Source organism: Photorhabdus asymbiotica, from assembly GCF_003634575.1.
GTDB classification, from domain to species: domain Bacteria; phylum Pseudomonadota; class Gammaproteobacteria; order Enterobacterales; family Enterobacteriaceae; genus Photorhabdus; species Photorhabdus asymbiotica.
Genome location: NZ_RBLJ01000001.1, coordinates 1,090,908 through 1,117,065, shown reverse-complemented (window position 1 = coordinate 1,117,065; position 26,158 = coordinate 1,090,908). Strand labels below are relative to the sequence as shown.

The following is a 26,158-nucleotide window of genomic DNA, read 5'->3' as shown; positions in this document are numbered from 1 at the left end:
AGTCTAAATGGCTAACACTTTTGCCCTGATCCTAACGTTAGCAACGTTAGTCACCGGCATTATTTGGTGTATTGATCGTTTCAAATGGGCCCCAGCGCGCAAGAAGAAACTTGCCAGATTGCAGGAGCTAACTGAAGGTACAATGGATCAGGAGCATCTGGCTGAGACTATTAACAAACCAACATGGATAGATACTTGTTCATCCATTTTCCCAGTGCTGGCCGTGGTTCTGATCCTGCGCTCTTTTGTTTATGAGCCATTTCAGATCCCATCGGGTTCTATGATGCCAACTTTATTGATTGGTGATTTCATTCTGGTGGAGAAATATTCATACGGATTGAAAGATCCTATCACTCAAACCACATTGATTAAGACTGGTGAACCAAAGCGCGGTGATATTGCCGTATTCAAATATCCGCTGGACCCAAGTTTTGATTACATCAAACGAGTGATTGGCTTGCCGGGTGATAAAATTATTTATGATCCGCTGAAGAAAGAACTGCGTGTTTTTTCTGGTTGCGGTGAAACAGAAAGTTGTAAGGAAGAGCTACCGGTTTCTTATGGTTCACTGTTCCCAAGTGAGTGGACAATGAAACAGTATGGTGTCAATTCCCATGGTGAGAGCCTGAAAAAGATAGGTGTTTTTCAAATACCTGTTGAAGAAACTTTACCACCTTACAGCATGCGGCAGGGTGAACGGATTGAGAATCTGGGTGTGACAACCCACCATATTTTAGAGATTCCGGGTGTACTGCCGAGGCCGAATTTCCGTCAGCCTGGTTTGCCTGAGGGAATGTGGATTGTGCCTGAAGGTCATTATTTCATGATGGGTGATAACCGTGATAATAGTGCTGATAGCCGTGAGTGGGGCTTTGTTCCTGAGAAAAATCTGGTTGGCCGCGCTTCAGCAATCTGGATGAGTTTTGAAAAACAGGAAGGGGAATGGCCTACCGGAGTTCGCTTTAGCCGTATTGGTGGAATTAATTAATATTAGCGAAGCATTAATTTTACTCGCAGTGTAGAATATCCTTTCAAACTTAATGACTGGCTCCTGATAAGGAGCCAGTGCAAACGCAACAGTTTTGTCAGGGCTTCCCGTACAGGTCTGTTGCGTGTGCGTTTTTATTTGACGAATTCTGACCTATATTTGGTAGCACATGAATCCCATCGTAATTAACAGATTGCAGCGTAAGCTGGGGTACACTTTTGATCAGCATGATCTGCTGATACAAGCATTAACTCATCGTAGTGCCAGTAGTAAACATAACGAGCGGCTGGAATTTCTCGGTGATTCAATTCTAAGCTTTGTTATTGCTAATGCACTATATCATCGCTTTCCTCGTGTAGATGAAGGGGATATGAGCCGGATGCGTGCCACATTGGTTCGTGGTAACACTTTGGCTGAGTTGGCGAGGGAATTTGAATTAGGTGAATGTCTTCGCCTTGGACCGGGAGAATTGAAAAGCGGTGGTTACCGTCGTGAATCTATTCTGGCTGATACTGTGGAAGCACTGATCGGCGGTATTTTCCTTGATAGTGATATTCAAACGGTTGAGAGAACTATTCTGAGATGGTACGAAACTCGTTTGAATGAAATTAGTCCGGGTGATAAACAGAAAGATCCGAAAACCCGGCTACAAGAATATCTGCAAGGGCATCATTTGCCTTTGCCGTCATATCTGGTTGTTATGGTTCGTGGTGAAGCCCATGACCAAGAATTTACTATTCACTGTCAGGTGAGTGGTATCGAACAGCCGGTTAAAGGAACAGGCTCCAGCCGCCGCAAAGCGGAGCAGGCAGCGGCAGAGCAAGCATTAAAACAACTGGAGCTTGAATGAGCGAACAAGAAACCTATTGCGGATTTGTCGCAATAGTCGGACGGCCTAATGTAGGGAAATCCACATTGCTGAATCAGCTTTTGGGTCAGAAAGTGTCTATTACTTCCCGTAAACCACAGACTACCCGTCACCGTATTATGGGTATTCACACGGAAGGGACTTATCAGACTATTTATGTGGATACACCTGGGTTGCATATTGAAGAAAAGCGGGCGATTAATCGTCTGATGAATCGTGCAGCCAGCAGTTCTATTGGTGATGTAGAGCTGGTCATTTTTGTTGTTGAAGGTACCCACTGGACGCCAGATGACGAAATGGTGCTGAATAAACTGCGTAATCTGCGTTGTCCGGTTTTGCTGGCTATCAATAAAGTGGATAACGTGATTGATAAAGCTATTCTGTTACCACATATTGGTTTCCTCAGCAAACAGATGAACTTTCTTGATGTTGTACCGATGAGCGCTGAGAAAGGTATGAATGTCGATACAATTGCAAAGATTGTGCGCGGACATATGCCGCAGGCAACTCACCATTTTCCGGAAGATTATATTACTGACCGTTCCCAGCGTTTTATGGCTTCTGAAATTATCCGAGAAAAACTTATGCGTTTTCTCGGTGATGAATTGCCATATTCGGTTACGGTTGAAATTGAACAGTTCGTAGCGAACGAGCGCGGCGGTTACAATATTCACGGTTTGATTCTGGTTGAACGTGATGGCCAGAAGAAAATGGTTATTGGTAATAAAGGTAGTAAAATCAAAACCATTGGTATTGAAGCCCGTCAGGATATGGAAAGACTGTTTGATGTTAAGGTCCATTTGGAGCTGTGGGTTAAAGTTAAAGCGGGTTGGGCTGATGACGAGCGGGCGCTGCGAAGCCTGGGTTACGTCGATGATTTGAAATAAGGCATTGCCTGTGGACGGTTGGCAGCGTGCTTTTATTCTTCATAGGCGCCCTTACAGTGAAACCAGTTTGTTACTGGATCTTTTTACTGAAAATGAAGGGCGGATCAGTGTGTTGGCTAAAGGTGCGCGCAGCCGTCGTTCCAATTTGAAAGGCTGCTTGCAGCCATTTACCCCGTTGCTGATTCGTTGGAGTGGGCGGGGTGTAGTTAAAACGTTGCGTGATGCCGATCCTATTTCTTTAACGCTTCCTCTTACTGGCAGCGTGCTGTACAGCGGTTTATATGTCAATGAATTGCTGTCAAGAGTGCTTGAACAAGGAACGGCTTATCCGGCGTTATTCTTTGATTACCTGCAATGTTTACAAGTTCTTGCTGCCAGTGAATACACACCAGAACATGCATTACGTCGGTTTGAGCTAGCGTTACTGGCAAATCTTGGTTATGGCGTTGATTATCTTCATTGTGCAGGAAGTGGTGAACCTGTGACCGATACGATGACCTACCGTTATAGGGAAGAAAAAGGATTTATCGCTAGTCTGGTGGTTGATCACTATAGTTTTACGGGCCATGAATTAAAATCATTGGCAACCCGTGAATTCCCTGATTCGGTAACATTGAAAGCAGCGAAGCGTTTCACTCGTATTGCACTGAAACCTTACCTTGGTGGTAACCCTTTAAAAAGTCGTGAATTATTCCGGCAGTTTGTACGTAAAAAGCCGGAAGGGAAAGAAAACTAATGAATTTGTTTTCCTTCATGATGGGAAGTGTAAACTTATTATACCTAATAGATTTCAAGTTGCTGTGCGGCGGCAAGTGAACGCAGCCAACAAAGCAGCAACTTGAAAGATAAAGGGTATACATTTAATACGGCTACATGGAGATAAATATGGCTGAGGTATTGTTAGGCGTTAATATCGATCATATTGCGACAGTGCGTAATGCTCGTGGCACAAATTACCCTGATCCGGTTCAGGCAGCATTTGTTGCAGAACAGGCTGGTGCAGATGGTATTACCATTCATTTGCGTGAAGATCGCCGTCATATTACTGATAGGGATGTTGAACTACTTAGTCAAACTATCCAAACCCGGATGAACCTCGAAATGGCTGTGACAGATGAAATGGTGGATATCGCCTGTCGCATCAAACCTGAATTTTGTTGTTTGGTACCTGAAAAACGGCAGGAAGTGACAACAGAAGGCGGTTTAGATGTTGTCGGTCAGAAAGATAAGGTTATGGCAGCGGTTAAACGTCTATCTGAAGCGGGCATTCTTGTATCTCTGTTTATTGATGCGGATCATCAGCAAATAGATGCTGCCAGAGAAGTTGGTGCACCTTTTATTGAGATTCACACGGGTGCTTATGCTGATGCAGAAAATGAAATTGAACAGGAAAAAGAGTTTCAACGGATTAAAAAGGCCGCGACCTATGCTGTGGGTATTGGGCTGACGGTTAATGCAGGTCATGGGCTGACGTATCATAATGTACAACGTATTGCGGCTCTGCCGGAAATTTATGAATTGAATATTGGTCATGCCATTATCGGACGGGCGGTATTTAGTGGCTTGACTGCTGCTGTAGCAGATATGAAAACTCAAATGCGGAAAGTGCGCGGTTAATGGCTATTATCGGATTGGGCACGGATATTGTTGAAATTGCCCGTATTGAGGGAGTTGTTGAGCGCTCAGGTGAGCGCTTGGCAAAACGTATTCTTAGTGAATCAGAATGGAAACAATATCAGTATCATGAAAAACCGGTTCGTTTTCTGGCTAAACGCTTTGCAGTAAAAGAAGCGGCGGCAAAAGCGCTGGGAACCGGTATCCGTAATGGTCTGGCATTTAACCAGTTTGAAGTGGTTAATGACGCTCTGGGAAAACCGACTTTGCGGCTCTATGGTGCAGCAGCAGAATTGGCTCAGAAACTGGGAGCAATGTCTTTGCATGTGACACTGGCGGATGAACGCCGTTATGCTTGTGCAACCGTTATTTTAGAGAGTTAATTTTAGATTTTATCTGCATGATGCAGTAATACAAATTTATCCCACAGCTGCTCTTCTGTTTCCTGTCGGTCTGGATCGGTAATAATGGTATTATTTATCGGACAGACTGATTGGCAAGTTGGAATATCATAATGACCGACACATTCGGTACAACGCTCAGCATCGATTTCATAAATTTCATCTCCCATTGATATAGCTTGATTAGGACATTCGGGTTCACACATATCACAATTGATACAGCTTTTTTTGATTAATAACGACATTTTAATAACTTAGTTTATTTTTCATTTTATACCAGTGTGTTATCGTCAGTTTTAATTTCTTACTCTTACACACTTATTGTATTTTTATACGGCATAAACTACATTGAAAAACCAAATCTGGCAATAAAAAACCATAATATATGAAATTTTTTCTATCTTAGAAAACGCTTATGGGTAAACTTTATTATTCAGTTAGCTATATAGGAAATATGTCAAGGACGTGTAAAACTTCCAATATTATATGGTTAATAGGTCTTGAGAGAAAATAGCTTGAATAATAACAGAGTATTTACAACCTATACCCAACAGATTTCAATTTGCAGTGCGGCGGCAAGTGAACGCAGCCAACAAAGCAGCAACTTGAAAGATGAAGGGTATATAGTATTAGAATAAATAAAATGATAAAGACCGGGTATTACTCTAATCCCGGTCTTTTTGTTAATTACGATAATGGCGTAATTGGCCAGTCAATTTTTGGTGCGTTTGACGTATCAACTCGGTTAAGCATGACACGGTATTTTTTCCATTCTTTGAGTAATAGCATTTCTTCGTCTGTTGCTATATCAAGTTCTTCTGCATCAGAAAGTGGCGTTATTTTTTCATTTGCAAGAGATATGAATTGCGCTTTTTGGTTTTCCGCAATATATATCAATTCCTCTTTTGTCGGTGGTGGGATATCTTCCCAACAAGGGAGAGCATCTTCGCCAGAGGAAAGTATTTTTCCTGCGGGAGGTATTCCCGAAAATTCATTAAATATATCATCAGTTACAGGTAAAGGGTCATTTGGCCATGAGCCTGCTGCAATGTAATCCTGCTGTAATGATATCGGATAAAATGCTTTATTTAATGCGCTAAATACGTAGTTTTTATCATTCATATTAATACCCTATTGCTCTATAAAATGCTGCTACAGGAATTTGTAAATTTGGAATACTGCTAAAACATTGGAATTGTGAATTATTGACCGTCATTATTGAAAATGTGCCAGCATGTTGAGGGGCGTTACCAACGTGAGTTAACGTGACGTTGAGACATTTATTCGGGAATGGGATTGGAAAATTATTTAAAGCACCAGGTTCGGCATAAGCATTGCCTTTAACTGATGCTATTCCCCACATTTCAATTAAACCCGAAGGTAATTTTTGCCATCCAACCTGATTCAGGTTAGAGGTGAAAAACGACATATTAGGTACCTGATTTTCACCATTCCCTATCGTTATATTTGTTGAATCTGATAAACCAAGGTTCTTTATAAATGCAGCTTTATCCGGAATATCTTCGCCGTTTTTGTCTTTTGCCAGAGCATTATTATTTACGTCAGAAACAAGCTTCTGAGTTGCAGCGAGTGTATTACTGTTGCCTATTTGATCTGTGAGCTGAATAATTCCTTTTTCTGTTAATGAGGCATCGCGAATTTCTGTTGTGTTTTTTTGTTCTAAGGCTTTCTTGAATTGGGCGGTGAGTTTGTCTATATCCCCATTATCCAGAACATCTTCGCCAGATTGTGTTGCAATAAAATTAGCGACGACAGTGGATATGGTTGACGACTGACGTAATGTCTTATTTAATAGTTCAGCGGTAATATCTCCTGTTGGAAACCCAGTTTGCAATTTTTGCTCTTTTTCATATGCTTCTTGCTTCACTATATTTGCATTGTCACTAACAGAAAAAGCCTTAAAATCATTCTTTTGACTCATATATTTTTCTCCAATTAAGTACTGCGTTTTATAAGCAATATAGTGAGTTTTTATAAAAATCATTTCTCCACATTCACGCCGGCTATAGTTTAGTTAGAAAACAGAATAATGGAATATTCTTATAACTTATAGGGTTAACTATTTTTATATAATTGGTGGTGATAAGTGTTTTAATGTTTGAATGATTATTGATGTTGAATAGCTACAAAATACTAGAATCAATAAAATGATAAAGACCGGGTATTATCCTACTCCCGGTCTTTTTGTTAATTACGATAATGGCGCAATTGGCCAATCAATTTCCGGGGCTGTTGATGTATCAATCCTATTAAGCATCACGCGGTATTTTTTCCATGCTTTAAGTGATAACAATTCTTCATTTGTGGCTATATCAAGTTCGACCGCATCAGCAAGTGGCGTTATTTTCTCGTTTGCAAGAAATATAAATTTTGATCTTTGGGCTTCTGCTATAGATATCAATTCTTCTTTCGTTGGCGGTGGAATATCTTCCCAGCAAGGAAGACCATCTTCGCCAGAAGAAAGTATTTTTCCTATGGGTGGCATTCCTGAAAATTTATAGAATATATCATCAGTTACGGATATAGGATCATTTGGCCATGAATCTGCTTCAATATAATCTTGTTGTAATGACAACGGATAAAATGCTTTATTTAATGCACTGAATACATAGTTTTTATCATTCATAGTTTTTTGCCAGTTTTGGTTAAATAATCATAATAATTTAATTTTTTAAATTAATATCCTATTGCCCTAAAAAATACTCCAACAGGACCAATATGATTAGTAGGACTTCGATAACATCGGAATTGACTCCGATTTACTACGTGTAATGAACATATTCCGGCATCTTGGGGGTTATAACCACCATGAGTTAACGTAATATTTAAACACGCGTTAGGGTATGGTATTGGAAAATTATTTAAATATCCAGCTTCGAGAGAAGCATAGCCGTCAGCTAGTACAAATCCCCACATTTCAATTAAACCTGAAGGTAATTTTTGCCAACCAAAACTAGTTAAGTTTGCGGAGAAATACGACATATCTGGAATTTGATTAACACCAGTACCTACTTCTCTTTTTGCAGCTTCATTTAAACCTAAGTTTTTGACAAATTCATTTTTATTGGGGATATCTGCGCCGTTTTTTGCTTTTTCTAGTACGGAGTCGGAAATTTTTGTTGTAATTTTATGTTCTAGCGCTCTATTTAATTGAGCGTTGAGATTAACGGTCTTACCATCATCGAGAACATCACTACCAGATTCTGTCGCAATAAAATCAGCGACAACAGAGGCTATTGTTGACGATTGACGTAATGCCTTATTTAACAAATGAATATCAATATATCTATTTGGTTCCAACCCAGTCTGCAACTCTGGACTATTTTCATATAAATTTTGATCCACTACATTAGCACCACTCTTAATAGAAAACGCTTTAAAATCATTTTTAGGATTCATATACACTCCTTGAATTAAATAATATTATTATGTAATTAATACATTGAGTTATTATTTGGATGGCTTATCGTGATTAAAACCTATCATAGTCTAGTTCAGAATAAAAATAGGGGTGTGTTATTATTCCTAATAAGATTAACTGTTTTTATATTTTTGGTGGAAATAAGTACTCAATGTTTTTTTAATCGAAAGTATATTCAGGCTATTTATATTTAACATCTGGCGACTTTTTAACTTTAGAAGAGAATTTGGAGTTCTGTAATCTCCTATTAAAATAACTTGTCACTGATTTTGGTAAATAAGATGGTGGTAAATATATAATAGATATTGAAAGGTTACAAATATTTGAATAGATAAAATGATAAAGACCGGGTATTATCCTACTCCCGGTCTTTTTGTTAATTACGATAATGGCACAATTGGCCAATCAATTTCCGGTGCTTTCGAAGCATCAATTCGGTTAAGCATTACGCGGTATTTTTTCCATTCTTTAAGCAATAGTGCTTCTTCATTTGTTGCTATATCAAGTTCAACAGCATCAGAAAGTGGGGTTATTTTCTCATTTGCAAGAAATATCAATTTCGCTCTTTGGGCTTCGGCTATAGATATCAATTCCTCTTTCGTTGGCGGTGGAATATCTTCCCAACAAGGAAGACCATCTTCGCCAGAGGAAAGTATTTTGCCTATGGGCGGCATTCCTGAAAATTTATAGAATATATCATCAGTTACAAGTATAGGATCATTTGGCCATGAGCCTGCTTCAATATAATCCTGTTGTAATGATAGCGGATAAAATGCTTTATTTAATGTGCTAAATACATAGTTTTTATTGTTCATAATTTTTTTCCTATTTTAATTAGATAATCATTATAGTAAATTAATTATTTTTCAATTAATGTCCTATTGCTATGAAAGATGTTTGAACATCAGGAGTATAAGCAGTATGACTTCTATAACACCGAAACTGACTCTGATTTTCTATTTTTGCTCCAAATATTCCTGCTGCAATGGGGTCCCAACCATTATGAGTTAAAGTGATACTAAAACATTTATTTGGGAATGGGATTGGAAAGTTATTAAGATATCCGCTATTAGGTTTTCCACTTCCACCGAAAGAAACTAGTGCTATTCCCCACATTATAATTAGACCTGAAGGTAACTTTTGCCAGCCATTCTGAGCCAAATTTGCGGTGAAGAACGACATATCTGGAATCTGATTAATTCCAGTGCCTACTTTCCGTTTTGCTGCGTCATCTAAACCTAAATTTTTCACAAACTCATTTTTATTAGGGATATCAGCGCCGTTTTGCGTTTTTTCCAGTCTGTTATTGGCATTATTATTTATATCGGAGGCAAGTTTCTGAGTTGCAGCCAGTGTATTACTATTGCCAACCACATCTGTGAGTTGAACAATACCTTTCTGTGTTAATGAGGCATCGGGAATTTTTGTTGTAATTTTTTGTTCTAACGCTTTATTTAATTGTGCAGTGAGTTTGGTTATATTACCATCATCCAAAACATCACTGCCAGATTCTGTCGTAATAAAATCAGCGACAACAGAGGCTATTGTGGACGACTGGCGTAATGCCTTATTTAATACATGAGTGGTAATACCGTCTGGAGGAAACCCAGTTTTCAAACTTTGCTCGTCTTCATATCTTTCTTGACTCACAACATTTGCGTTATTACTAATAGAAAACGCTTTAAAATCATTCTTGGGATTCATATATATTTTCCTAAGGTTTAATAGTGGGTTTTATAGGTAATATCTTGAATTATTGTAAGGGTAATTTCACAACGCTCATAGTTTAGAGATAAAAAAGAATAATTAAATATCTTTATAACTTATGGGATTAATTATTTTTCGTATGTTTTGAATAATAAATAATTCAATATGTATTAATTTAGAATATATCTAAATAATTGATGTTTCTATTCTGGGAACTATCTTGAATAATGTCCATGTTGAAAAGTTTATTTTGGAAATTAAATTTCAATAACGAACAGGTAATTAATGTCATATGAAGAATAGCTAGGATGGTAACAGAATATTTACCACTATAGTATTAGCAATAATACAATGATTAAGACCGGATTTCTGGCTTAATTCCGGTCTCTTTATTAGCTATGATAATGATGGAATTGGTCGATCAATTTTTATCACATAAGAAAGTAGAGTTGTTTTCTTATTTTCAAATGATATCGGATAAAATTCTTTATTTAATTCACTAAAAATACACAGGTTTTGTCATTCATAAAATTTTTCCAAATTCAATTAAATAATCATAATAATTTTTTAATTAATATCCTATTGCTCTGAAAAATGTCAAAACAAAAGGTTGATCGTCACTTATACTTCTATAACATCTGAACTGTTGCTGATTTTCTATGATTACTGAAAATACTCCTGCTGCCTGAGGGCCATAACCATAGTGAGTTAATGTGATATTGAGACAATTATTTGGAAATGGTATTGGAAAGTGATTAAGATATCCTCTATAAGGTTTTCCTCCGAAAGAAACGTTAGCCACTCCCCACATTTCAATTAAACCGGACGGTAACTTTTGCCAACCATTCTGAACCAGATTTGCGGTGAAAGACGACATATTTGGAAGCTGGTTAATTCTATTATTCACATTATTGTTTATATCGGAGACAAGCTTCTGAGTGGCAACCAGTGTATGACTATTGCCAATTACATCTGTGAGTTGAACAACACCTTTCTGTGTTAATGAGGCATCGGGAACTTGTTTTTTTATTTTTTGTTCTAACGCTTTATTTAATTGTGCAGTGAGTTTGGCTATATTACCATCATCCAAAACATCGCTGCCGGATTCTGTCGCAATAAAATCAGCGACAACAGAGGATATTGTTGATGATTGACGTAATATTTTATTTAGTACATGCGTGGTAAGACCTATTGGGGGAAATCCAGTCTGCAACTCTGGACTATTTTCATATAAATTTTGATCCACCACATTAGCACCATCTTTAATAGAAAATGCTTTAAAATCATTCTTGAGATTCATATGTTTTTTCCTAAGGTTTAACAGTTGATTTTATAAGTAATATCTTGAATTATTGTGAGGATAATTTGCTTTTTCTTATAGTTTAGGGATAAAAAATAATAATGAAATGTTCTTATAACTTATGGGGCTTATTATTTTTGTATGGATTTTTGAGTAAATAATTTAATATGTTTCAATTGAAAGAATATCTAAGTAATTAATACTTGTTTTATAGAAACTATCTTAAATGATTTCTCTATTGAAAGATTAATTATGGAAAGTAGATTTCAATGACGAACAAGGTCACTAATATCGCATGGAGAATAGTTCGGATGATAACAGAATATTTATTGCTGTAGTGCTAGCAATAATACAATAACAAAGTGATAGAGGCCGGTGTCTACCTTAATCCCAGCCTTTTTATTAGTTACAGTGATGGTGGAATTGGCCAGTCAATCTCTGGTGCTTTCGAAGTATCAACCCCGGTTAAGCATTACGCGGTATTTTTTCCATGCTTTAAGTGATAGCATTTCTTCATTTGTGGCTATATCCAGTTCTACTGCATCAGCAAGTGGTGTTATTTTCTCATTTGCAAAAAATATCAATTGCGCTTTTTAGGCTTCGGCTATAGATATCAATTCCTCTTTCGTTGGTGGAGGAATTTATTACAATTTATTATTAATGCCTGATTATATTGTCTTCGTAAATCCAGAGTTAATAATGTTAACTGTATGTTTTTTAAATGGGATTATTTGCATTAATATAAAATAGTTAATTAAATTAATGTCATTGTTAAAATTAGTTTTCTGAATTTTTTATATATTTATGTTAGATTTTTATTTGTGATTTTCCATGTGGATAAATTTCTAATCAATAATATTTGTTATTTTATACCAGGAGGATAAATGAGTAATAAAAATGATTTTAAAGCTTTTTCTATTAAAGATGGTGCTAATGTGGTGGATCAAAATTTATATGAAAATAGTCCAGAGTTGCAGACTGGATTTCCCCCAGTAGGTCTTACCACGCATGTATTAAATAAGGCATTACGTCAATCGTCCACAATAGCTTCTGTCGTGGCTAATTTTATGTCAACTCAGTGTGAAAAGGATGTTCTGGATAATGGCGATTTGGCAACACTTAATAAGACGTTTACTGATTCGTTGCAGTGTCATATGAAAAAACAATATCCTGTTAACTTGTCACCTAACGGTTATCAACAATTGCCGGGTGGATTAATACTTCAATGGGGAAGACATAATTTTACTCCATTAACTATAAACAAGGTTATTTTACCAACACCTTTTAAGCATGGTTGTTTGAAGGTTTTTATGTCACCGGTTGGTGATTGGATATTTCCGATGTCAGCAGCACCTAACGGAACCTTGAATACTTTTGATTCTTGGGTTGCTGCGCGAACTATTAATGCTTATGGAAATGAAATCAGGTTATCTGCTAGTGATACTTATGTATATGGAGACTATTTCGCAATCGGTTATTAATTAATATATGGAAATAAATAGTAAGCCGGATTTTTATTCCGGCTTTGTTTTTTATTCTTAAATATATTGGTGTGAATTAAATGTTGTTTGAAAATAATATAAAATACAGCGGTAGAGAATATATCAAATAGTCTCGAATATATGTTACCAGTGTAATGATTAGTAAATATAGCTGGAAAATAGGAAAAATAAATCGTTATAATTGTCCCTGATATAATGAAGTGAGATACCGCAGTGACTAAAATATATAGTGATGAATATTGGATGCAGCAGGCGATGGAACGAGCAATAAAAGCGTGGGAGCAGGGGGAAATACCGGTAGGCGCTGTATTGGTCGCTGATAATGAAATCATTGCTGAAGGTTGGAACCAATCTATTATTGCCCATGATCCCTCTGCTCATGCAGAAGTTATTGCGCTACGGAAAGGGGGAGAGCAGTTACAAAATTATCGTCTGCTGAATACCACTTTATATGTCACGCTTGAGCCTTGTGCTATGTGCGCCGGTGCTATGATACATAGCCGAATACAACGGCTGGTTTATGGTGCCAGCGATATGAAAACGGGGGCCGCCGGTTCTTTGATTGATATATTGCGCCATCCTGGTATGAATCATCAAATTGAAATTACAGGTGGAGTTCTTGCTGAGGCGTGCTCCACGATGTTGAGTGTTTTTTTCAAACAACGTCGGGAGCAGCATAAGGCATTAAAAGCAGCCAGAAGACAGCAGGAAGAAAATCAATAAATATTGTTGATTCACTCTCTTAGCACCCATACATGGTACTCGCCATTTATCATCTCTGCGCCTTCCAGAATTTTCTCGAAGCCTGGGAATTTTTTATTCCACTCAGCGATCTGGCGAATATATTGTAACCAGGGAGAATTTTCATCACCAAAGGATTCTCCCGGCATGATGATGGGTATACCCGGTGGATAAGGAATAACGCCAACAGCCGATGTACGTCCTGCAAGTTTACTGAGTGGTATATGTTCAGTACGGCCTGCCATATGGTCTAGGAATGCCTGCCGAGGGAGCTTCACTATGTTAGGTAATTGGCCAAATGATCTTGTTTGTTCAATATCCATTTCATATTCTTTCATATATCTGAATATTTCGTCCGAAATATCTTTTAGTCCTATATCTTTATAATTTTGGGGATATTGCTTAGTGAGTTTCGGCAAACATTGTTTAAGTGGTGTATTAGCGTCATAGTGTTTCTTGAAGCTTAATAATACATTGAGCAACGTGCCCCATTTGCCTTTGGTGACACCGATAGTAAACTGGCAAAGCACGATGAAATCAGTGGTACGTGCCGGCACAATGTCGTGCTGGCTCAGATAAGCGGAAAGAATTTCAGCTGGAATGCCATTTTCCATCAGTTCATCATTATCACTCATTCCTGGGCACAAAATACCGATTTTCATTGGATCAAGTAGGCACCATTCTTCTGAGAGATTGTTAAATCCATGCCATTTGTCTCCGTCTTTTAATACCCAACAGGAGGGATCATTTGCTAATTGTTCTCTGCTTGCTTCATGGAAAGGAATTAATTGACCGCTATCTGAACTGATAATCTCTCTCGCATTCCAAGGTGAGAAGAACCAATCATCGTTTTGTTGAAATTCATGATGAGTTTTTGCCAAAGTCAGACGGAAGTCCACGGCTTCATTAATAATACTTTGTATCAGTCTTTGTCCCTGTGGGCCATCCATCATAGCAGCGCCAATTTCATTAGCCGCGATCAGCGGATATAGCGGTGAAGTTGTGGATTGCATCATATAAGACTCATTGAAACGGGAGTGTTCAATAGGTTTTCTGCCATTGCGAATATGGATATAGGATGATTGCGATAATGCCGCCAGCATTTTATGCGTGGATTGAGTAGCAAATATTGTCGGGCCATTACTATCAAAATCATCTGGTTCACCACGCATGGAATAACGATGTTGAAACATAGGGTTAAAACGGGCATAAGCAAACCAGGCTTCATCAAAATGAATTTGATCAACACTTTTTGCCAATAAATCTTCTATTTGTTCTGAGTGATAACATATCCCATCGTAAGTACTGTTGGTTACGACAGCATAAACAGGTCGGCAGTCTGTAGCATGCTCTTTTAACGGGTGTTCATCGATGATTTGTTGGATATATTCTGGTTGAAATTGATCTTTAGGTATAGGGCCGATAATGCCATAGCGGTTGCGTTGTGGAATAAGGTATATGGGCAAAGCCCCTGTCATTATTACACCTTGTTCAATGGATTTATGGCAATTGCGGTCGCATATAATAATTTCTTTTTCGCCAATAACTGCACTCATGATAATACGGTTGGAACCAGAAGTGCCGGTAAGAACACAATAGCTCTGATGAGCACCAAAAATAGTGGCTGCATATTCTTCTGATTCTTTGATTGCACCGGTATGATCTAAAAGTGATCCAAGTACTGTCCTTTCTACTCCAAGATCACTTCTGAATAGATTTTCCCCAAAGAAATTGATTAATTCTCTTCCTGCTGCCGTTTTGGTAAAAGCGACGCCCCCTTGATGTCCAGGTGTAGTCCAAGAATATTCTGGTGACTCTTGGGTATATTGAAATAATGCTCGAGTGAAAGGAGGTAATAACTGAGCATAGTATTTTTTAATCAAGGAATTAGCGCGGGAGGCGATAAATCCAACGGTATCTTCAAGCATCCAGACGAATTCATCTACTAATTTCATTGCTTCGAGTGTCAAAGTATCTATGCTGGAGTATTCGGCCGTTAGCAGTACCGGGATAGTGATATTGTGTCTGCGTATTTCTCTCAGTAATTCTGATACTTGTTCATGAGATTCCGCGTTATTGTCACCTGAAGTCCAGTCAACAAAAATACAGCACAATGAAGAATCAGAAGAAACCGTTGCTATGCCATCTTGAAATGTTGCAGCAGGGATAACAGCAAAATTGTTCTTTTTCAATGCATCTATTAACTCTGTAAATGCACGACCATTTGCAGTGGTTGGGTTACATACATGGCTACTTACAACCATAATCTTGCTTTGTTCGTTAATATCTAAATTAATCATGACGCATCCTTTAAGTAAGATAGTATCCTGATAAATTTAGTATAGTTAGTTTAATTTACTGTAAAACATAATATGATTGGGGATATATAATTAACTATAATGGTATTTTTAGCGGCAGTTAATTGCTTACTCTGTTTCTGATTTTTTTTCCTGAGCAACTAATTTCTGCCGGTTTTCTTTTGCCTGTAAATATCCAACTAAACTAAGCTGATAACGACGGATATTTTCAACATAGCGATAAGCTTCATGTCCACGAGCATAACCATAGGTGGTGTTCGTATAATATTTTTTCTGACTTAACAGCGGTATTCGGGCTTTTACATCAAGCCAGCTATCCGGATTGCCTTTTTGGGCGGCTGTCAATTTCCGGGCATCCAGCATATGGCCATAGCCCATATTGTAAGCAGCCAGTGCAAACCATATCCGCTCATCTTTAGGGATGCTTTCTGGTAGCCGTTTCATCAAATTTTGCAAATAAATTGCACCCCCCTTAATGCTTTCCTCTGGATCAAGGCGGTCAACGACACCAAGCCCTTTAGCCGTCTGGCTGGTTAACATCATCAGGCCACGGACTCCTGTAGGAGATGTTGCCTGCGGGTCCCAGTGAGATTCCTGCCAGGCAATTGCCGCCAGCAGTTGCCAGCTGATATCACCGGAATATTTTTCAAATAATGGTTGATAAGTCGGTAAAACGTTATCAATGGCACTCAGAAAAGAGAGTGTATCGAAGTAATCAAACGAGCTGACATGAGCAAAGTATTTCTCTTCTAACCGTGGCATGACATCTTCTTCCGTCATTTGACTGAAAAAATCCAGCATAGCAGCATAAAGGCTGTAATCATCAGTGCGCTTTAAATACCACGTTAAGGGATTATCTTCACTGACATCAAAAGCGATGGCTAGATTAGGGTGAGTACGTTGTTGCAATGCAACATTGATAGAATCGCCTAAGGTGTAATCTAATTTACCTTCTGAAACTAGTTCTAGTAGTTCGCGAGTGTTGTATTGCTGTGTTTCATCCCATTCAAGTTCTGGATAAAGTTCCTCTTTTATTTTTTTCAGTGTACTGACGTGAGTTGAACCGGAAGTGACGAGTAGTTTGCCTTTTAAATCTTTAAAAGAACGAGGGCGTGGCGTACCTTTACGGTAAATCAACTGCTGAGAAACAGAATAGTAAGCTGGGCCAGTACGGGTTTGTTCCAACCTTTCCTTGTTATAGGTCAGACCTGCGGCTAGAAAATCAGCATCACCATTTTCCAGATCGTCAAATAGTTGGTTGATATTGGTTCTGAATTTGATTTCCAATTTAACACCGAGGTAATCAGCAAAGCGTTTTACCAATTCGTAATCGAATCCATTTGGTTCTTTTTTACTTGTAAGGTAAATCAGAGGTGAGCTGATGGTGCTGATCCGTAGCTCTCCTCTGGTAATGATCCTGTTAATCTGCTCCTGCTGTTTGTTCGGCCAACTGATGTTTAGACTGATAATGGCAGCAGAAAAAAGAGCGATAACAATGATAACGAAGTAGTTTATTTTTATATTATTCAAACTGTTATCTCTTTGTAATGCGGCGTGGTGCTATGTGGAAACGCGCTATATTATCATGGTTAAATTTCCAGTGATTGAGCATTTTGCGGAACAAAAACTTACTGCGCAACCTATATTGATACTATTTGCATAATCTGGCGATCAAATAATTAGCCTTAATAATCATCACGCAAACGGTTTCGTCACTGGTTGCAATCCTCTATAATATGTTTATTTTCCCCTAAGGCATCAGTCAGGTTTTGCTTCTAAGATGAGAGAATTTATTACTATGAAAATTCTGCGTGGCTCCCCCGCTTTATCGGCATTTCGTATCACCAAGCTCCTTTCTGTGTGTCAGGAACAGCAACTTCCGGTCAATGATATTTATGCGGAATATGTTCATTTTGCAGAAATTAATGCACCTTTGAGTGATACTGATTCAGCAAAGTTACAACGATTACTAAAATATGGTCCTTCATTAGCTGAGCATGAACCAAAAGGAACATTGCTGCTAGTGACTCCTCGTCCGGGGACGATTTCTCCCTGGTCTTCCAAAGCAACTGATATTACTCATAACTGTGGTTTGTCTCAGGTTGTGCGTCTGGAACGTGGTCTGGCTTATTACATCCAGTGTGGTGAAATGAGTGAGCCACAGTGGCAAATATTGTCCTCATTGCTGCATGATCGGATGATGGAAACGGTTTTTACTCAACTGGAACAAGCGGAAAAATTATTCGCTCATCAGCAACCCACTCCATTAAAGCGCATTGATATTCTACAAGAAGGGCGAGGTGCGCTAGAGAAAGCCAATACTGAACTTGGATTGGCATTGGCATCGGATGAAATTGATTATCTGGTGGAAGCCTTCGAAAAATTGGGGCGCAATCCAACAGATGTTGAACTTTATATGTTTGCTCAAGCTAACTCAGAACACTGCCGTCATAAAATCTTTAATGCTGATTGGATCATTGATGGTCAGGAACAGCCAAAGTCATTGTTTAAAATGATTAAAAATACCTATGAGCAAACCCCTGATTATGTGTTGTCAGCTTATAAAGATAATGCCGCAGTGATGGAGGGATCTTCGGTTGGCCGTTTCTTTGCTGGTGTAGAAGACGGTTCATATGATTATCATCAGGAACAAGTGCATATTCTGATGAAGGTTGAAACCCATAATCATCCAACGGCAATCTCTCCTTGGCCGGGCGCTTCGACCGGTTCCGGTGGTGAAATTCGTGATGAAGGTGCGACGGGACGCGGTGCCAAACCAAAAGCTGGGTTGGTAGGATTTTCTGTATCTAATCTGCGGATACCGGGTTTTGAGCAGCCATGGGAAGAGGATTTTGGTAAACCGGAGCGTATCGTCAGCGCACTGGATATTATGACTGAAGGTCCTTTGGGAGGCGCTGCATTTAATAACGAATTTGGCCGCCCAGCGTTGCTTGGTTATTTCCGTACTTATGAGGAAAAAGTAAACAGTCATAATGGCAGTGAATTGCGCGGTTATCACAAGCCAATTATGTTGGCTGGCGGGATTGGTAATATCCGTGATGAACATGTCAAAAAGGGTGAGATTTCTGTTGGCGCGAAACTGATTGTTCTTGGTGGTCCATCCATGAACATCGGTTTGGGTGGTGGTGCTGCATCTTCTATGGCATCTGGTCAATCCGATGCTGATCTGGATTTTGCTTCTGTACAACGTGATAACCCAGAAATGGAACGCCGTTGTCAGGAAGTGATTGATCGTTGTTGGCAATTGGGCGAAAGCAATCCGATTTTGTTCATTCATGATGTTGGTGCTGGTGGGCTTTCCAACGCTATGCCTGAATTGGTGAGTGATGGTGGTCGCGGTGGACGGTTTGAACTACGCAAGATTCTTAATGATGAACCAGGAATGAGTCCACTGGAAGTCTGGTGTAATGAATCTCAGGAGCGTTATGTACTGGCTGTTGCGCCAGAACAACTTCCTTTGTTTGAAGAGATTTGTCGGCGTGAGCGTGCACCTTATGCGGTTATCGGTGAGGCAACAGAAGAACGTCATTTGCTGCTGAATGATGAGCATTTTGATAACCAACCAATCGATATGCCTCTGGATGTGTTGCTGGGTAAAACGCCAAAAATGTTGCGTAATGTCAGTACATTAAAAGCCAAAGGGGAAAGCCTTGATCGTCGAGATATTGATTTGGCAGAAGCGGTTAAACGTATTATGCATTTGCCAGCCGTGGCAGAAAAAACATTCTTGATAACCATAGGTGATCGTTCAGTCACGGGGATGGTTTCTCGTGATCAGATGGTAGGTCCATGGCAGATCCCGGTAGCTAACTGTGCTGTGACTACTGCCAGCCTTGATAGTTATTATGGCGAAGCGATGTCTATGGGTGAACGTGCTCCAGTTGCTTTGTTGGATTTTGCCGCTTCTGCTCGTCTGGCTGTTGGTGAAGCGTTGACCAATATCGCTTCTGCTTATGTCCAGGATTTGAAGCGTATTAAACTTTCAGCTAACTGGATGTCTGCTGCCGGTCATCCTGGTGAAGATGCTGGTTTGTATGCGGCGGTCAAAGCGGTGGGTGAGGAGTTGTGTCCGGAGTTGGGGCTGACTATTCCTGTGGGTAAAGATTCTATGTCGATGAAAACCAACTGGAATGCTAAAGGTGAAGAGCGCGAAATGACATCACCTTTGTCGCTGGTTATTACTGCTTTTGCCAGAGTGGAAGATGTACGCCGTACCGTAACGCCAGAGCTTTCCATTGATGAAGATAATGCGTTGTTGCTAATCGATCTGGGGAAAGGGCAGAACACATTGGGCGGTACAGCATTGGCGCAGGTTTACCGTCAATTGGGTAATAAAACCGCAGATGTGCGTAGTGCGAAACAATTGGCGGGATTCTTCAATGCGATTCAGCAACTGATTTCGGAACAGAAATTACTGGCTTATCATGACCGTTCTGATGGTGGTTTGTTGGTAACGTTGGCTGAAATGGCCTTTGCTGGTCATTGTGGAATTGAAGCCGATATTAGTGTGTTTGATGAAGACATTCTGGCAGCGCTCTTTACGGAAGAGTTGGGGGCCGTGATTCAGATTTGTGCATCTGATAGAGCATTTGTTGAAAACGTTCTGGCAGAACATGGTCTGGCTGATTGTGTGCATTATTTGGGTAAGGCTAAAGCGGGTGATGATTTTGTCATCTTCAGCGGTAATACCGAAGTGTATCGTCAGAATCGCAGTACTTTGCGTCTGTGGTGGGCAGAAACGACATGGCAAATGCAGCGCCTGCGTGATAACCCAGAATGTGCCGATCAGGAGCATCAGGCTAAACAGGATAATCAGGACCCGGGTTTGAATGTTAAATTGACCTTTGATCCCGCAGAAGATATTGCAGCGCCTTATATTTTGCAGCAGGTAAGACCGAAAGTCGCTGTATTACGTGAACAGGGCGTTAACTCTCATGTTGAAATGGCCGCTGCGTTCCACCGAGCAGGTTTCGAGGCTATTGATGTTCATATGAGTGATTTGTTGTCTGGACGTATTGGATTAAGCCAGTTCCAGACACTGGTTGCCTGTGGTGGCTTCTCTTATGGTGACGTATTGGGAGCGGGTGAAGGTTGGGCAAAATCAATTCTGTTCAATGAACGTGTTCGTGATGAATTTGCGGCTTTCTTTACACGACCGGATACTTTGGCGCTTGGTGTTTGTAATGGTTGCCAGATGATGTCTAACTTGCGGGAATTAATTCCAGGTGCAGAACATTGGCCGCGTTTTGTGCGTAACCGTTCAGAGCGCTTTGAAGCACGATTCAGTTTGGTAGAGGTTGCTGACAGCCCGTCATTATTCCTGAAAGATATGGTGGGTTCTCGTATGCCGATTGCGGTTTCTCATGGGGAAGGGCAAGTGGAATTCCGCGATAGTCAACATCTTCATATGCTTGAAAGCAGCCAGTTAGTGGCTCTGCGTTATGTGAACAACTATGGTCAGGTCACTGAAAATTATCCGGCTAATCCAAATGGTTCAGTGAATGGTATTACTGCTGTTACCAGCCTTGATGGACGGGCAACTGTGATGATGCCGCATCCGGAAAGGGTAGCCCGCACTGTCAGTAACTCGTGGCATCCAGAGGAATGGAATGAAGATGGTCCATGGATGCGAATTTTCCGTAATGCTCGTAGGCAGTTAGGGTAATACTGCAATGAATAAGTACACAGAGATGATTAAGTTATAACAGTGGAAAGGATATGTTGAGCTAATTACGAAAAAGGGTGGGCAGAAATTGCTCACCCTTTTATTGCTCAATTTGTCAAATTCCGTAGGTTATTTCGCAGTTCATTAGATGACACAATTCGTCCAGATTTTACGTCTTTTTCAGCAAAGGATAGCAAGCGCAGTAATGCTATTTGTTCTTGCTGCATTTCAAATTGAGTCGGATCTTGAACCATATATAACGGTTCCCCGTTTTGGGTTTGACACATATTTTCCCCCGAATAGAGACTTTTTGCTTCTATTATCTACGATGGTTATATCGTTCTTCAAGTTGCTGCTTTGTTGACTGCTTTCATTCACTCCAGTCACAGAGTTATTATGTTCCTGGGGATTCAGATGAAAAAGTTTTGTATCGGAAATTTTCAGGGATTCAGGTCCTGTTTCTCTGTGTGTCTCAATTACCCGACAAATGTCTATTATAAGTGTCTCCAAAAGGAGACATTTAATTGCTTGATTTTAATCTGTTTTTATTTGGGTGATTTTAAGTGTCTGTAATTGGAGACAGAAAATAGATTTTATTGATATTGAAAAAAAGATTTTTGGTTGCTGAAACGCTGATTTTAATTTTTTATTAAGTAAAAACAGTTAATTATGATTAATATTTAAATATTGGCACGTAACCTGCATTAAGTTGGCACAGTTGCTCATTCAGCTTCTTATGTTGGCCCACATCGGTGGAAACATGCCACATAAACTATCGAATGATGCCAGAGTAAGGTGCCTACCGTCCAACTCAGTGATATCGCTTTCGGGCCTTATCAAACATCGGGCGACACGTGGAGTGAGGCACCACCTATCCTGACTGTAGATAAACGGCAGGAGAGTGTTATCCTCACTGGCGGGATAGTAGCTAAAGCTATTGTCCCGCCGTCATAATTCAGGTGTTTGCCTGCCTCATCGTATGGATGTTTGCATCTTGATTATTTATCAGTAACAGCAGAATTTATCAGCCGACAGGTTTTTCTATCTGCCTTTTGTCGGTTAGCATTGGTGTACTGACAGGTTACGAGATGATTTCCTTGAAAAAATGGCGTTTATTTCCGCGCTCATTGCGCCAATTAGTTGTGATGGCTTTCTGGCTAGTGCTATTGCCATTATTGATTTTGGCTTATCAGGCTTATCAAAGTCTTGATCAGCTCAGTGAACAAGCGGCTGATATAAACCGTACCACGTTAGCTGACGCCCGCCGTAGTGAAGCTATGACCGGTATTGCGTTGGAGATGGAACGTAGCTACCGCCAGTATTGTGTGCTGGGGGATAAAACGCTGGAAAATCTCTATCAGAAGCAATATCGGCAATACTCTAAGATGCTGAAAGATCAAATGGCTATACTTGATGATCAACAGCATATCAAGATGCTTAACGATCTACTGTCACCATTGACAGAAATCACTTGCCTCAATAGTGAACCCACACAATCTGCATCTCAATTACTTGAGCAATTTTCTAATGTTAATAGTCAGATGGTGCAGACCACTCGCGATATTATTTTCAGTCGAGGGGAACAACTACAGAAAGATATTGCCGAGAAAGGACAATTCTTTGGCTGGCAGAGCCTTATTTTGTTTTTATTGAGTGCGCTACTGGTTGCGTTATTTACCCGTATGATTATCGGGCCAGTGAAAGGCATTGAACGAATGATTAACCGATTGGGAGAAGGGCAATCATTGGGAATTCGTATAGATTCTTTTCAGGGGCCGCGAGAACTTCGCTCTTTGGCACAGCGGATTGTTTGGCTTAGTGAGCGATTGGCTTGGTTGGAATCACAACGCCATGAATTTTTGCGTCATATTTCTCATGAACTGAAAACACCATTAGCAAGTATGCGAGAAGGGACAGAATTACTGGCTGATGAAGTTGCAGGGCCATTGACGGTTGATCAGCAAGAAGTGGTTGCTATTCTTGATAATAGTAGTAAACATTTGCAGCAGTTGATCGAACAATTGTTAGATTATAACCGTAAACTGGCGGATAGCTCGACGGAACAGCAGCAAGTTTCTTTATGGGAAATTGTTAATGAAGTGGTTTTATCACACAGTTTGCCTGCGAGATCAAAGAATATTCAGACTGAAATTCAACTTAATGCTGATATTTGCTGGGCAGAACCTACACTATTAATGCGGGTTATTGATAATCTCTACTCCAATGCGGTGCACTATGGCGCTGAATCCGGTAACATCTGGGTTTCTAGTCGTCAGATCGGCAAATGCGTTCAAATTGATGTTGCTAATACAGGTACTCCAATTCCTGAATCAGAGCGTAGTATGATTTTTGAACCGTTCTACCAGGGAACGCTCCAGCGTAAAGGTGCAGTGAAAGGTAGCGGCCTTGGGTTAAGCATTGCACAGGATTGTATTAAGCGCATGAGAGGTGAACTGTTATTAATTCAGAGCGAATTTGCTGATGTATGTTTTCGTATTGAATTGCCATTAACTGCTGAGAATAAATAATGTATAACAGGTCTACTTACCGTTTTGTACAAAAGACGGATCGGCAGAATATTGCGGTACAGCCTGGGAAAAACGTTTTTGTCGCCAGACTATTATTACCACGCGTCTCAGTTTGGGGTTTTAGAATGATTCCGCTGATCCTCACTCCTTTGTTATTGGCGGGTTGTGTCAAAAGTCCGGTTAATAACAATTTAACTACAGCGGTGGTAATACCAGAACAACAGGTGACAGATTACCGTATCGCAGGTTGCGATTTAATATGGGATTTAGAGACACCGCAATCGATCGAGAACGCGCTCTACTGGCTGAAGATGATAGATTGTTCAAATAGCCTGACGTCAGCTAAAGCGCGTAATATTGCGAAACATATTACTCCGGTTACTTGGGATTCAGCTTTCAAGCAGAGTATTTTACTTAACAGTGCTAGGCCGACGCTAGCTGAGCGTCGAAAAATGGTTGAAAATCTCAACAAATACAGACTTAAATTCCCAACCTCATTGCGATCGTTATTGCAGTTATGGCGCGAACAACAGGTTCAGCAAATTGCAGTTACTGAGGAACGGGCAAGATTCCAGAAATTACAGGTAGATACTGATAACAAAATAGACCGTCTGCGTGAAAGTCGTGCGCGGCTAGAATTTGAACTACAGGAAACGTCTCGTAAACTGGAAAATCTGACAGATATTGAACGTCAGCTCTCTTCCCGGAAACAAAATCAGAATAGTGCCAGTTCAAGTAATGCCAATGAACATACTGAAATGCCAGCGGCGCTATCACCTGGCGAAAATAGCATGCCAGGTAACACATCTGAATCGGATAAAGGAGCAGCACAATGACAGCACGTAAGCCAGCCCATCTTCTTCTGGTTGATGATGATCCTGGTTTGTTGAAATTATTGGGTATGCGTCTTACTAGCGAAGGTTTTCGTGTCACAACGGCGGAAAGTGGTTATGAAGCGCTGAGGCTACTAACTAAAGAAAAAACCGATTTGGTGATCAGTGACCTGCGCATGGATGAAATGGATGGTATGGCGCTGTTCGCTGAAATTCAGAAACAACAGCCTGGAATGCCGGTCATTATTTTGACAGCCCATGGCTCCATTCCTGACGCGGTTGCAGCAACTCAGCAAGGGGTTTTCAGTTTTCTGACTAAACCTGTTGACCGGGATGCACTGTATAAGGCAATTGATGGAGCATTGGCGTTGTCTACGCCAGCGGGGGATGAGCAGTGGCGGGAGCAAATCGTCACCCGTAGCCCGGTTATGTTGCGTTTGTTGGAACAGGCACGGATGGTTGCTCAATCTGATGTGAGTGTATTGATAAATGGCCAGAGTGGTACGGGGAAGGAAGTATTAGCCCAGGCAATTCATCGTGCCAGTCCACGAGCGAAAAAGCCGTTTATCGCTATTAATTGTGGGGCTTTGCCGGAACAATTGCTTGAATCTGAACTGTTTGGTCATGCCAAAGGCGCGTTTACCGGTGCGGTCAGTAGCCGTGAAGGGCTGTTTCTTACTGCACAGGGGGGAACGCTGTTTCTTGATGAAATCGGTGATATGCCGTTGGCTTTACAGGTTAAGTTGTTGCGGGTATTACAGGAACGTAAAGTGCGTCCACTAGGCAGTAACCGTGATTTGGAGATTGATGTGCGGATTATTTCTGCCACCCATCGCGATTTGCCAAAGGCAATGGCAAAAAATGAATTTCGTGAAGACCTCTATTACCGCCTAAATGTTGTGAATCTGAAGATTCCTGCCTTGAATGGAAGAGCTGAAGATATTCCTTTGCTAGCGAATCATTTGTTACGTGAATCAGCGAAGCGTCATAAACCTTTTGTCCGCAGTTTCTCCGCTGATGCAATGAAATGTTTGATGTCGGCAAGCTGGCCTGGAAATGTGCGCCAACTTGTTAACGTGATTGAACAATGTGTTGCATTGACTACTGCACCTGTTATTAGCGAAGCGCTGGTTACGCAGGCGCTAGAAGGGGAGAATACCGCGTTACCTACTTTTGCAGAAGCGAGAAATCAGTTTGAACTGAATTACCTGCGTAAATTACTGCAAATGACCAAAGGTAATGTGACTCATGCTGCGCGTATGGCGGGGCGTAACCGGACTGAATTCTACAAATTACTGGCGCGTCATGAATTAGATGCGAATGATTTTAAAGAATAACTTTTA

The 26,158-nt window shown here is 40.2% G+C and carries 24 protein-coding genes and 1 pseudogene; 14 read left to right on the top strand and 11 right to left on the bottom strand.

The window, feature by feature from the left end:
• Positions 1–7: 7 nt before the first annotated feature.
• The 6 genes from lepB (at position 8) to acpS (ending at position 4,740) form a co-directional block, all read left to right on the top strand.
• The gene (gene lepB / locus BDD30_RS04910) at positions 8–988 is read left to right on the top strand and encodes a signal peptidase I (protein ID WP_015833450.1); all 981 of its coding nucleotides are present in this window, start codon (positions 8–10) and stop codon (positions 986–988) included.
• Positions 989–1,157: 169 nt separating this feature from the next.
• Positions 1,158–1,838: a ribonuclease III gene (rnc, locus tag BDD30_RS04905; protein WP_015833451.1), complete on the top strand. Its 681-nt coding sequence runs from the start codon at positions 1,158–1,160 to the stop codon at positions 1,836–1,838.
• Positions 1,835–2,743, top strand: a complete 909-nt coding sequence (gene era / locus BDD30_RS04900; protein ID WP_015833452.1) for a GTPase Era — start codon at positions 1,835–1,837, stop codon at positions 2,741–2,743. The genes rnc and era overlap by 4 nt, the downstream gene beginning before the upstream one ends.
• A gap of 10 nt (positions 2,744–2,753) precedes the next feature.
• On the top strand, positions 2,754–3,479 hold the full coding sequence (recO, locus tag BDD30_RS04895) for a DNA repair protein RecO (protein WP_015833453.1): 726 nt from the start codon (positions 2,754–2,756) through the stop codon (positions 3,477–3,479).
• A gap of 149 nt (positions 3,480–3,628) precedes the next feature.
• On the top strand, positions 3,629–4,360 hold the full coding sequence (gene pdxJ, locus BDD30_RS04890) for a pyridoxine 5'-phosphate synthase (protein ID WP_015833454.1): 732 nt from the start codon (positions 3,629–3,631) through the stop codon (positions 4,358–4,360).
• The gene (gene acpS / locus BDD30_RS04885; RefSeq protein ID WP_015833455.1) at positions 4,360–4,740 is read left to right on the top strand and encodes a holo-ACP synthase; all 381 of its coding nucleotides are present in this window, start codon (positions 4,360–4,362) and stop codon (positions 4,738–4,740) included. The genes pdxJ and acpS overlap by 1 nt, the downstream gene beginning before the upstream one ends.
• A gap of 2 nt (positions 4,741–4,742) precedes the next feature.
• Here acpS and BDD30_RS04880 read toward each other — a convergent pair whose 3' ends face one another.
• Positions 4,743–5,003: a YfhL family 4Fe-4S dicluster ferredoxin gene (locus tag BDD30_RS04880; protein WP_015833456.1), complete on the bottom strand. Its 261-nt coding sequence runs from the start codon at positions 5,001–5,003 to the stop codon at positions 4,743–4,745.
• Between the two features lie 270 nt (positions 5,004–5,273).
• Between BDD30_RS04880 and BDD30_RS24615 the strand changes: the two genes are divergently transcribed.
• A complete protein-coding gene (locus BDD30_RS24615) occupies positions 5,274–5,396 on the top strand; it encodes a hypothetical protein (RefSeq protein ID WP_015833723.1) in 123 nt (40 codons plus the stop codon).
• A gap of 49 nt (positions 5,397–5,445) precedes the next feature.
• Here BDD30_RS24615 and BDD30_RS04870 read toward each other — a convergent pair whose 3' ends face one another.
• From BDD30_RS04870 to BDD30_RS04835, 8 genes and pseudogenes are all read right to left on the bottom strand, one after another.
• The gene (locus BDD30_RS04870; RefSeq protein ID WP_015833457.1) at positions 5,446–5,880 is read right to left on the bottom strand and encodes a tail fiber assembly protein; all 435 of its coding nucleotides are present in this window, start codon (positions 5,878–5,880) and stop codon (positions 5,446–5,448) included.
• Between the two features lies 1 nt (position 5,881).
• Positions 5,882–6,700, bottom strand: coding sequence for a phage tail protein (locus tag BDD30_RS04865; RefSeq protein ID WP_015833458.1), 819 nt, complete (start codon positions 6,698–6,700; stop codon positions 5,882–5,884).
• A gap of 270 nt (positions 6,701–6,970) precedes the next feature.
• A complete protein-coding gene (locus tag BDD30_RS04860; RefSeq protein ID WP_015833459.1) occupies positions 6,971–7,405 on the bottom strand; it encodes a tail fiber assembly protein in 435 nt (144 codons plus the stop codon).
• A 50-nt stretch (positions 7,406–7,455) separates the two neighbouring features.
• Positions 7,456–8,178, bottom strand: a complete 723-nt coding sequence (locus BDD30_RS04855) for a DUF2501 domain-containing protein (protein ID WP_015833460.1) — start codon at positions 8,176–8,178, stop codon at positions 7,456–7,458.
• A 402-nt stretch (positions 8,179–8,580) separates the two neighbouring features.
• Positions 8,581–9,015: a tail fiber assembly protein gene (locus BDD30_RS04850; RefSeq protein ID WP_015833461.1), complete on the bottom strand. Its 435-nt coding sequence runs from the start codon at positions 9,013–9,015 to the stop codon at positions 8,581–8,583.
• A gap of 55 nt (positions 9,016–9,070) precedes the next feature.
• Positions 9,071–9,904, bottom strand: coding sequence for a phage tail protein (locus BDD30_RS04845; RefSeq protein ID WP_015833462.1), 834 nt, complete (start codon positions 9,902–9,904; stop codon positions 9,071–9,073).
• A 574-nt stretch (positions 9,905–10,478) separates the two neighbouring features.
• Positions 10,479–11,207, bottom strand: a complete 729-nt coding sequence (locus BDD30_RS04840) for a gp53-like domain-containing protein (protein ID WP_015833463.1) — start codon at positions 11,205–11,207, stop codon at positions 10,479–10,481.
• A 406-nt stretch (positions 11,208–11,613) separates the two neighbouring features.
• Positions 11,614–11,848 (bottom strand): annotated as a pseudogene (locus BDD30_RS04835) (tail fiber assembly protein); the annotation flags it as partial.
• A gap of 243 nt (positions 11,849–12,091) precedes the next feature.
• Here BDD30_RS04835 and BDD30_RS23880 point away from each other — a divergent pair.
• Together BDD30_RS23880 and tadA are read left to right on the top strand one after the other, a co-directional pair.
• Positions 12,092–12,688, top strand: a complete 597-nt coding sequence (locus BDD30_RS23880; RefSeq protein WP_015833465.1) for a gp53-like domain-containing protein — start codon at positions 12,092–12,094, stop codon at positions 12,686–12,688.
• A gap of 234 nt (positions 12,689–12,922) precedes the next feature.
• Positions 12,923–13,432, top strand: coding sequence for a tRNA adenosine(34) deaminase TadA (tadA, locus tag BDD30_RS04825; RefSeq protein ID WP_015833466.1), 510 nt, complete (start codon positions 12,923–12,925; stop codon positions 13,430–13,432).
• Positions 13,433–13,443: 11 nt separating this feature from the next.
• Here the strand turns inward: tadA and BDD30_RS04820 are convergent, their stop codons facing one another.
• Together BDD30_RS04820 and mltF are read right to left on the bottom strand one after the other, a co-directional pair.
• Positions 13,444–15,750, bottom strand: a complete 2,307-nt coding sequence (locus tag BDD30_RS04820; protein ID WP_015833467.1) for an Orn/Lys/Arg family decarboxylase — start codon at positions 15,748–15,750, stop codon at positions 13,444–13,446.
• A gap of 126 nt (positions 15,751–15,876) precedes the next feature.
• Positions 15,877–17,298: a membrane-bound lytic murein transglycosylase MltF gene (gene mltF, locus BDD30_RS04815; RefSeq protein ID WP_049795193.1), complete on the bottom strand. Its 1,422-nt coding sequence runs from the start codon at positions 17,296–17,298 to the stop codon at positions 15,877–15,879.
• Between the two features lie 268 nt (positions 17,299–17,566).
• Between mltF and purL the strand changes: the two genes are divergently transcribed.
• The 5 genes from purL (at position 17,567) to glrR (ending at position 26,152) form a co-directional block, all read left to right on the top strand.
• Positions 17,567–21,454 (top strand): phosphoribosylformylglycinamidine synthase, encoded by a 3,888-nt coding sequence (purL, locus tag BDD30_RS04810; RefSeq protein WP_041382741.1) that lies wholly within the window; start codon positions 17,567–17,569, stop codon positions 21,452–21,454.
• Positions 21,455–22,249: 795 nt separating this feature from the next.
• The gene (locus BDD30_RS23460) at positions 22,250–22,408 is read left to right on the top strand and encodes a hypothetical protein (RefSeq protein WP_158307054.1); all 159 of its coding nucleotides are present in this window, start codon (positions 22,250–22,252) and stop codon (positions 22,406–22,408) included.
• 134 nt (positions 22,409–22,542) lie between these two features.
• Complete coding sequence (locus BDD30_RS04800) at positions 22,543–23,982, top strand: sensor histidine kinase (protein WP_041381670.1); 1,440 nt, start codon at positions 22,543–22,545, stop codon at positions 23,980–23,982.
• Positions 23,982–24,818 (top strand): two-component system QseEF-associated lipoprotein QseG, encoded by an 837-nt coding sequence (qseG, locus tag BDD30_RS04795; RefSeq protein ID WP_015833473.1) that lies wholly within the window; start codon positions 23,982–23,984, stop codon positions 24,816–24,818. The genes BDD30_RS04800 and qseG overlap by 1 nt, the downstream gene beginning before the upstream one ends.
• Complete coding sequence (gene glrR, locus BDD30_RS04790; protein ID WP_015833474.1) at positions 24,815–26,152, top strand: two-component system response regulator GlrR; 1,338 nt, start codon at positions 24,815–24,817, stop codon at positions 26,150–26,152. The genes qseG and glrR overlap by 4 nt, the downstream gene beginning before the upstream one ends.
• Positions 26,153–26,158 lie beyond the last annotated feature (6 nt).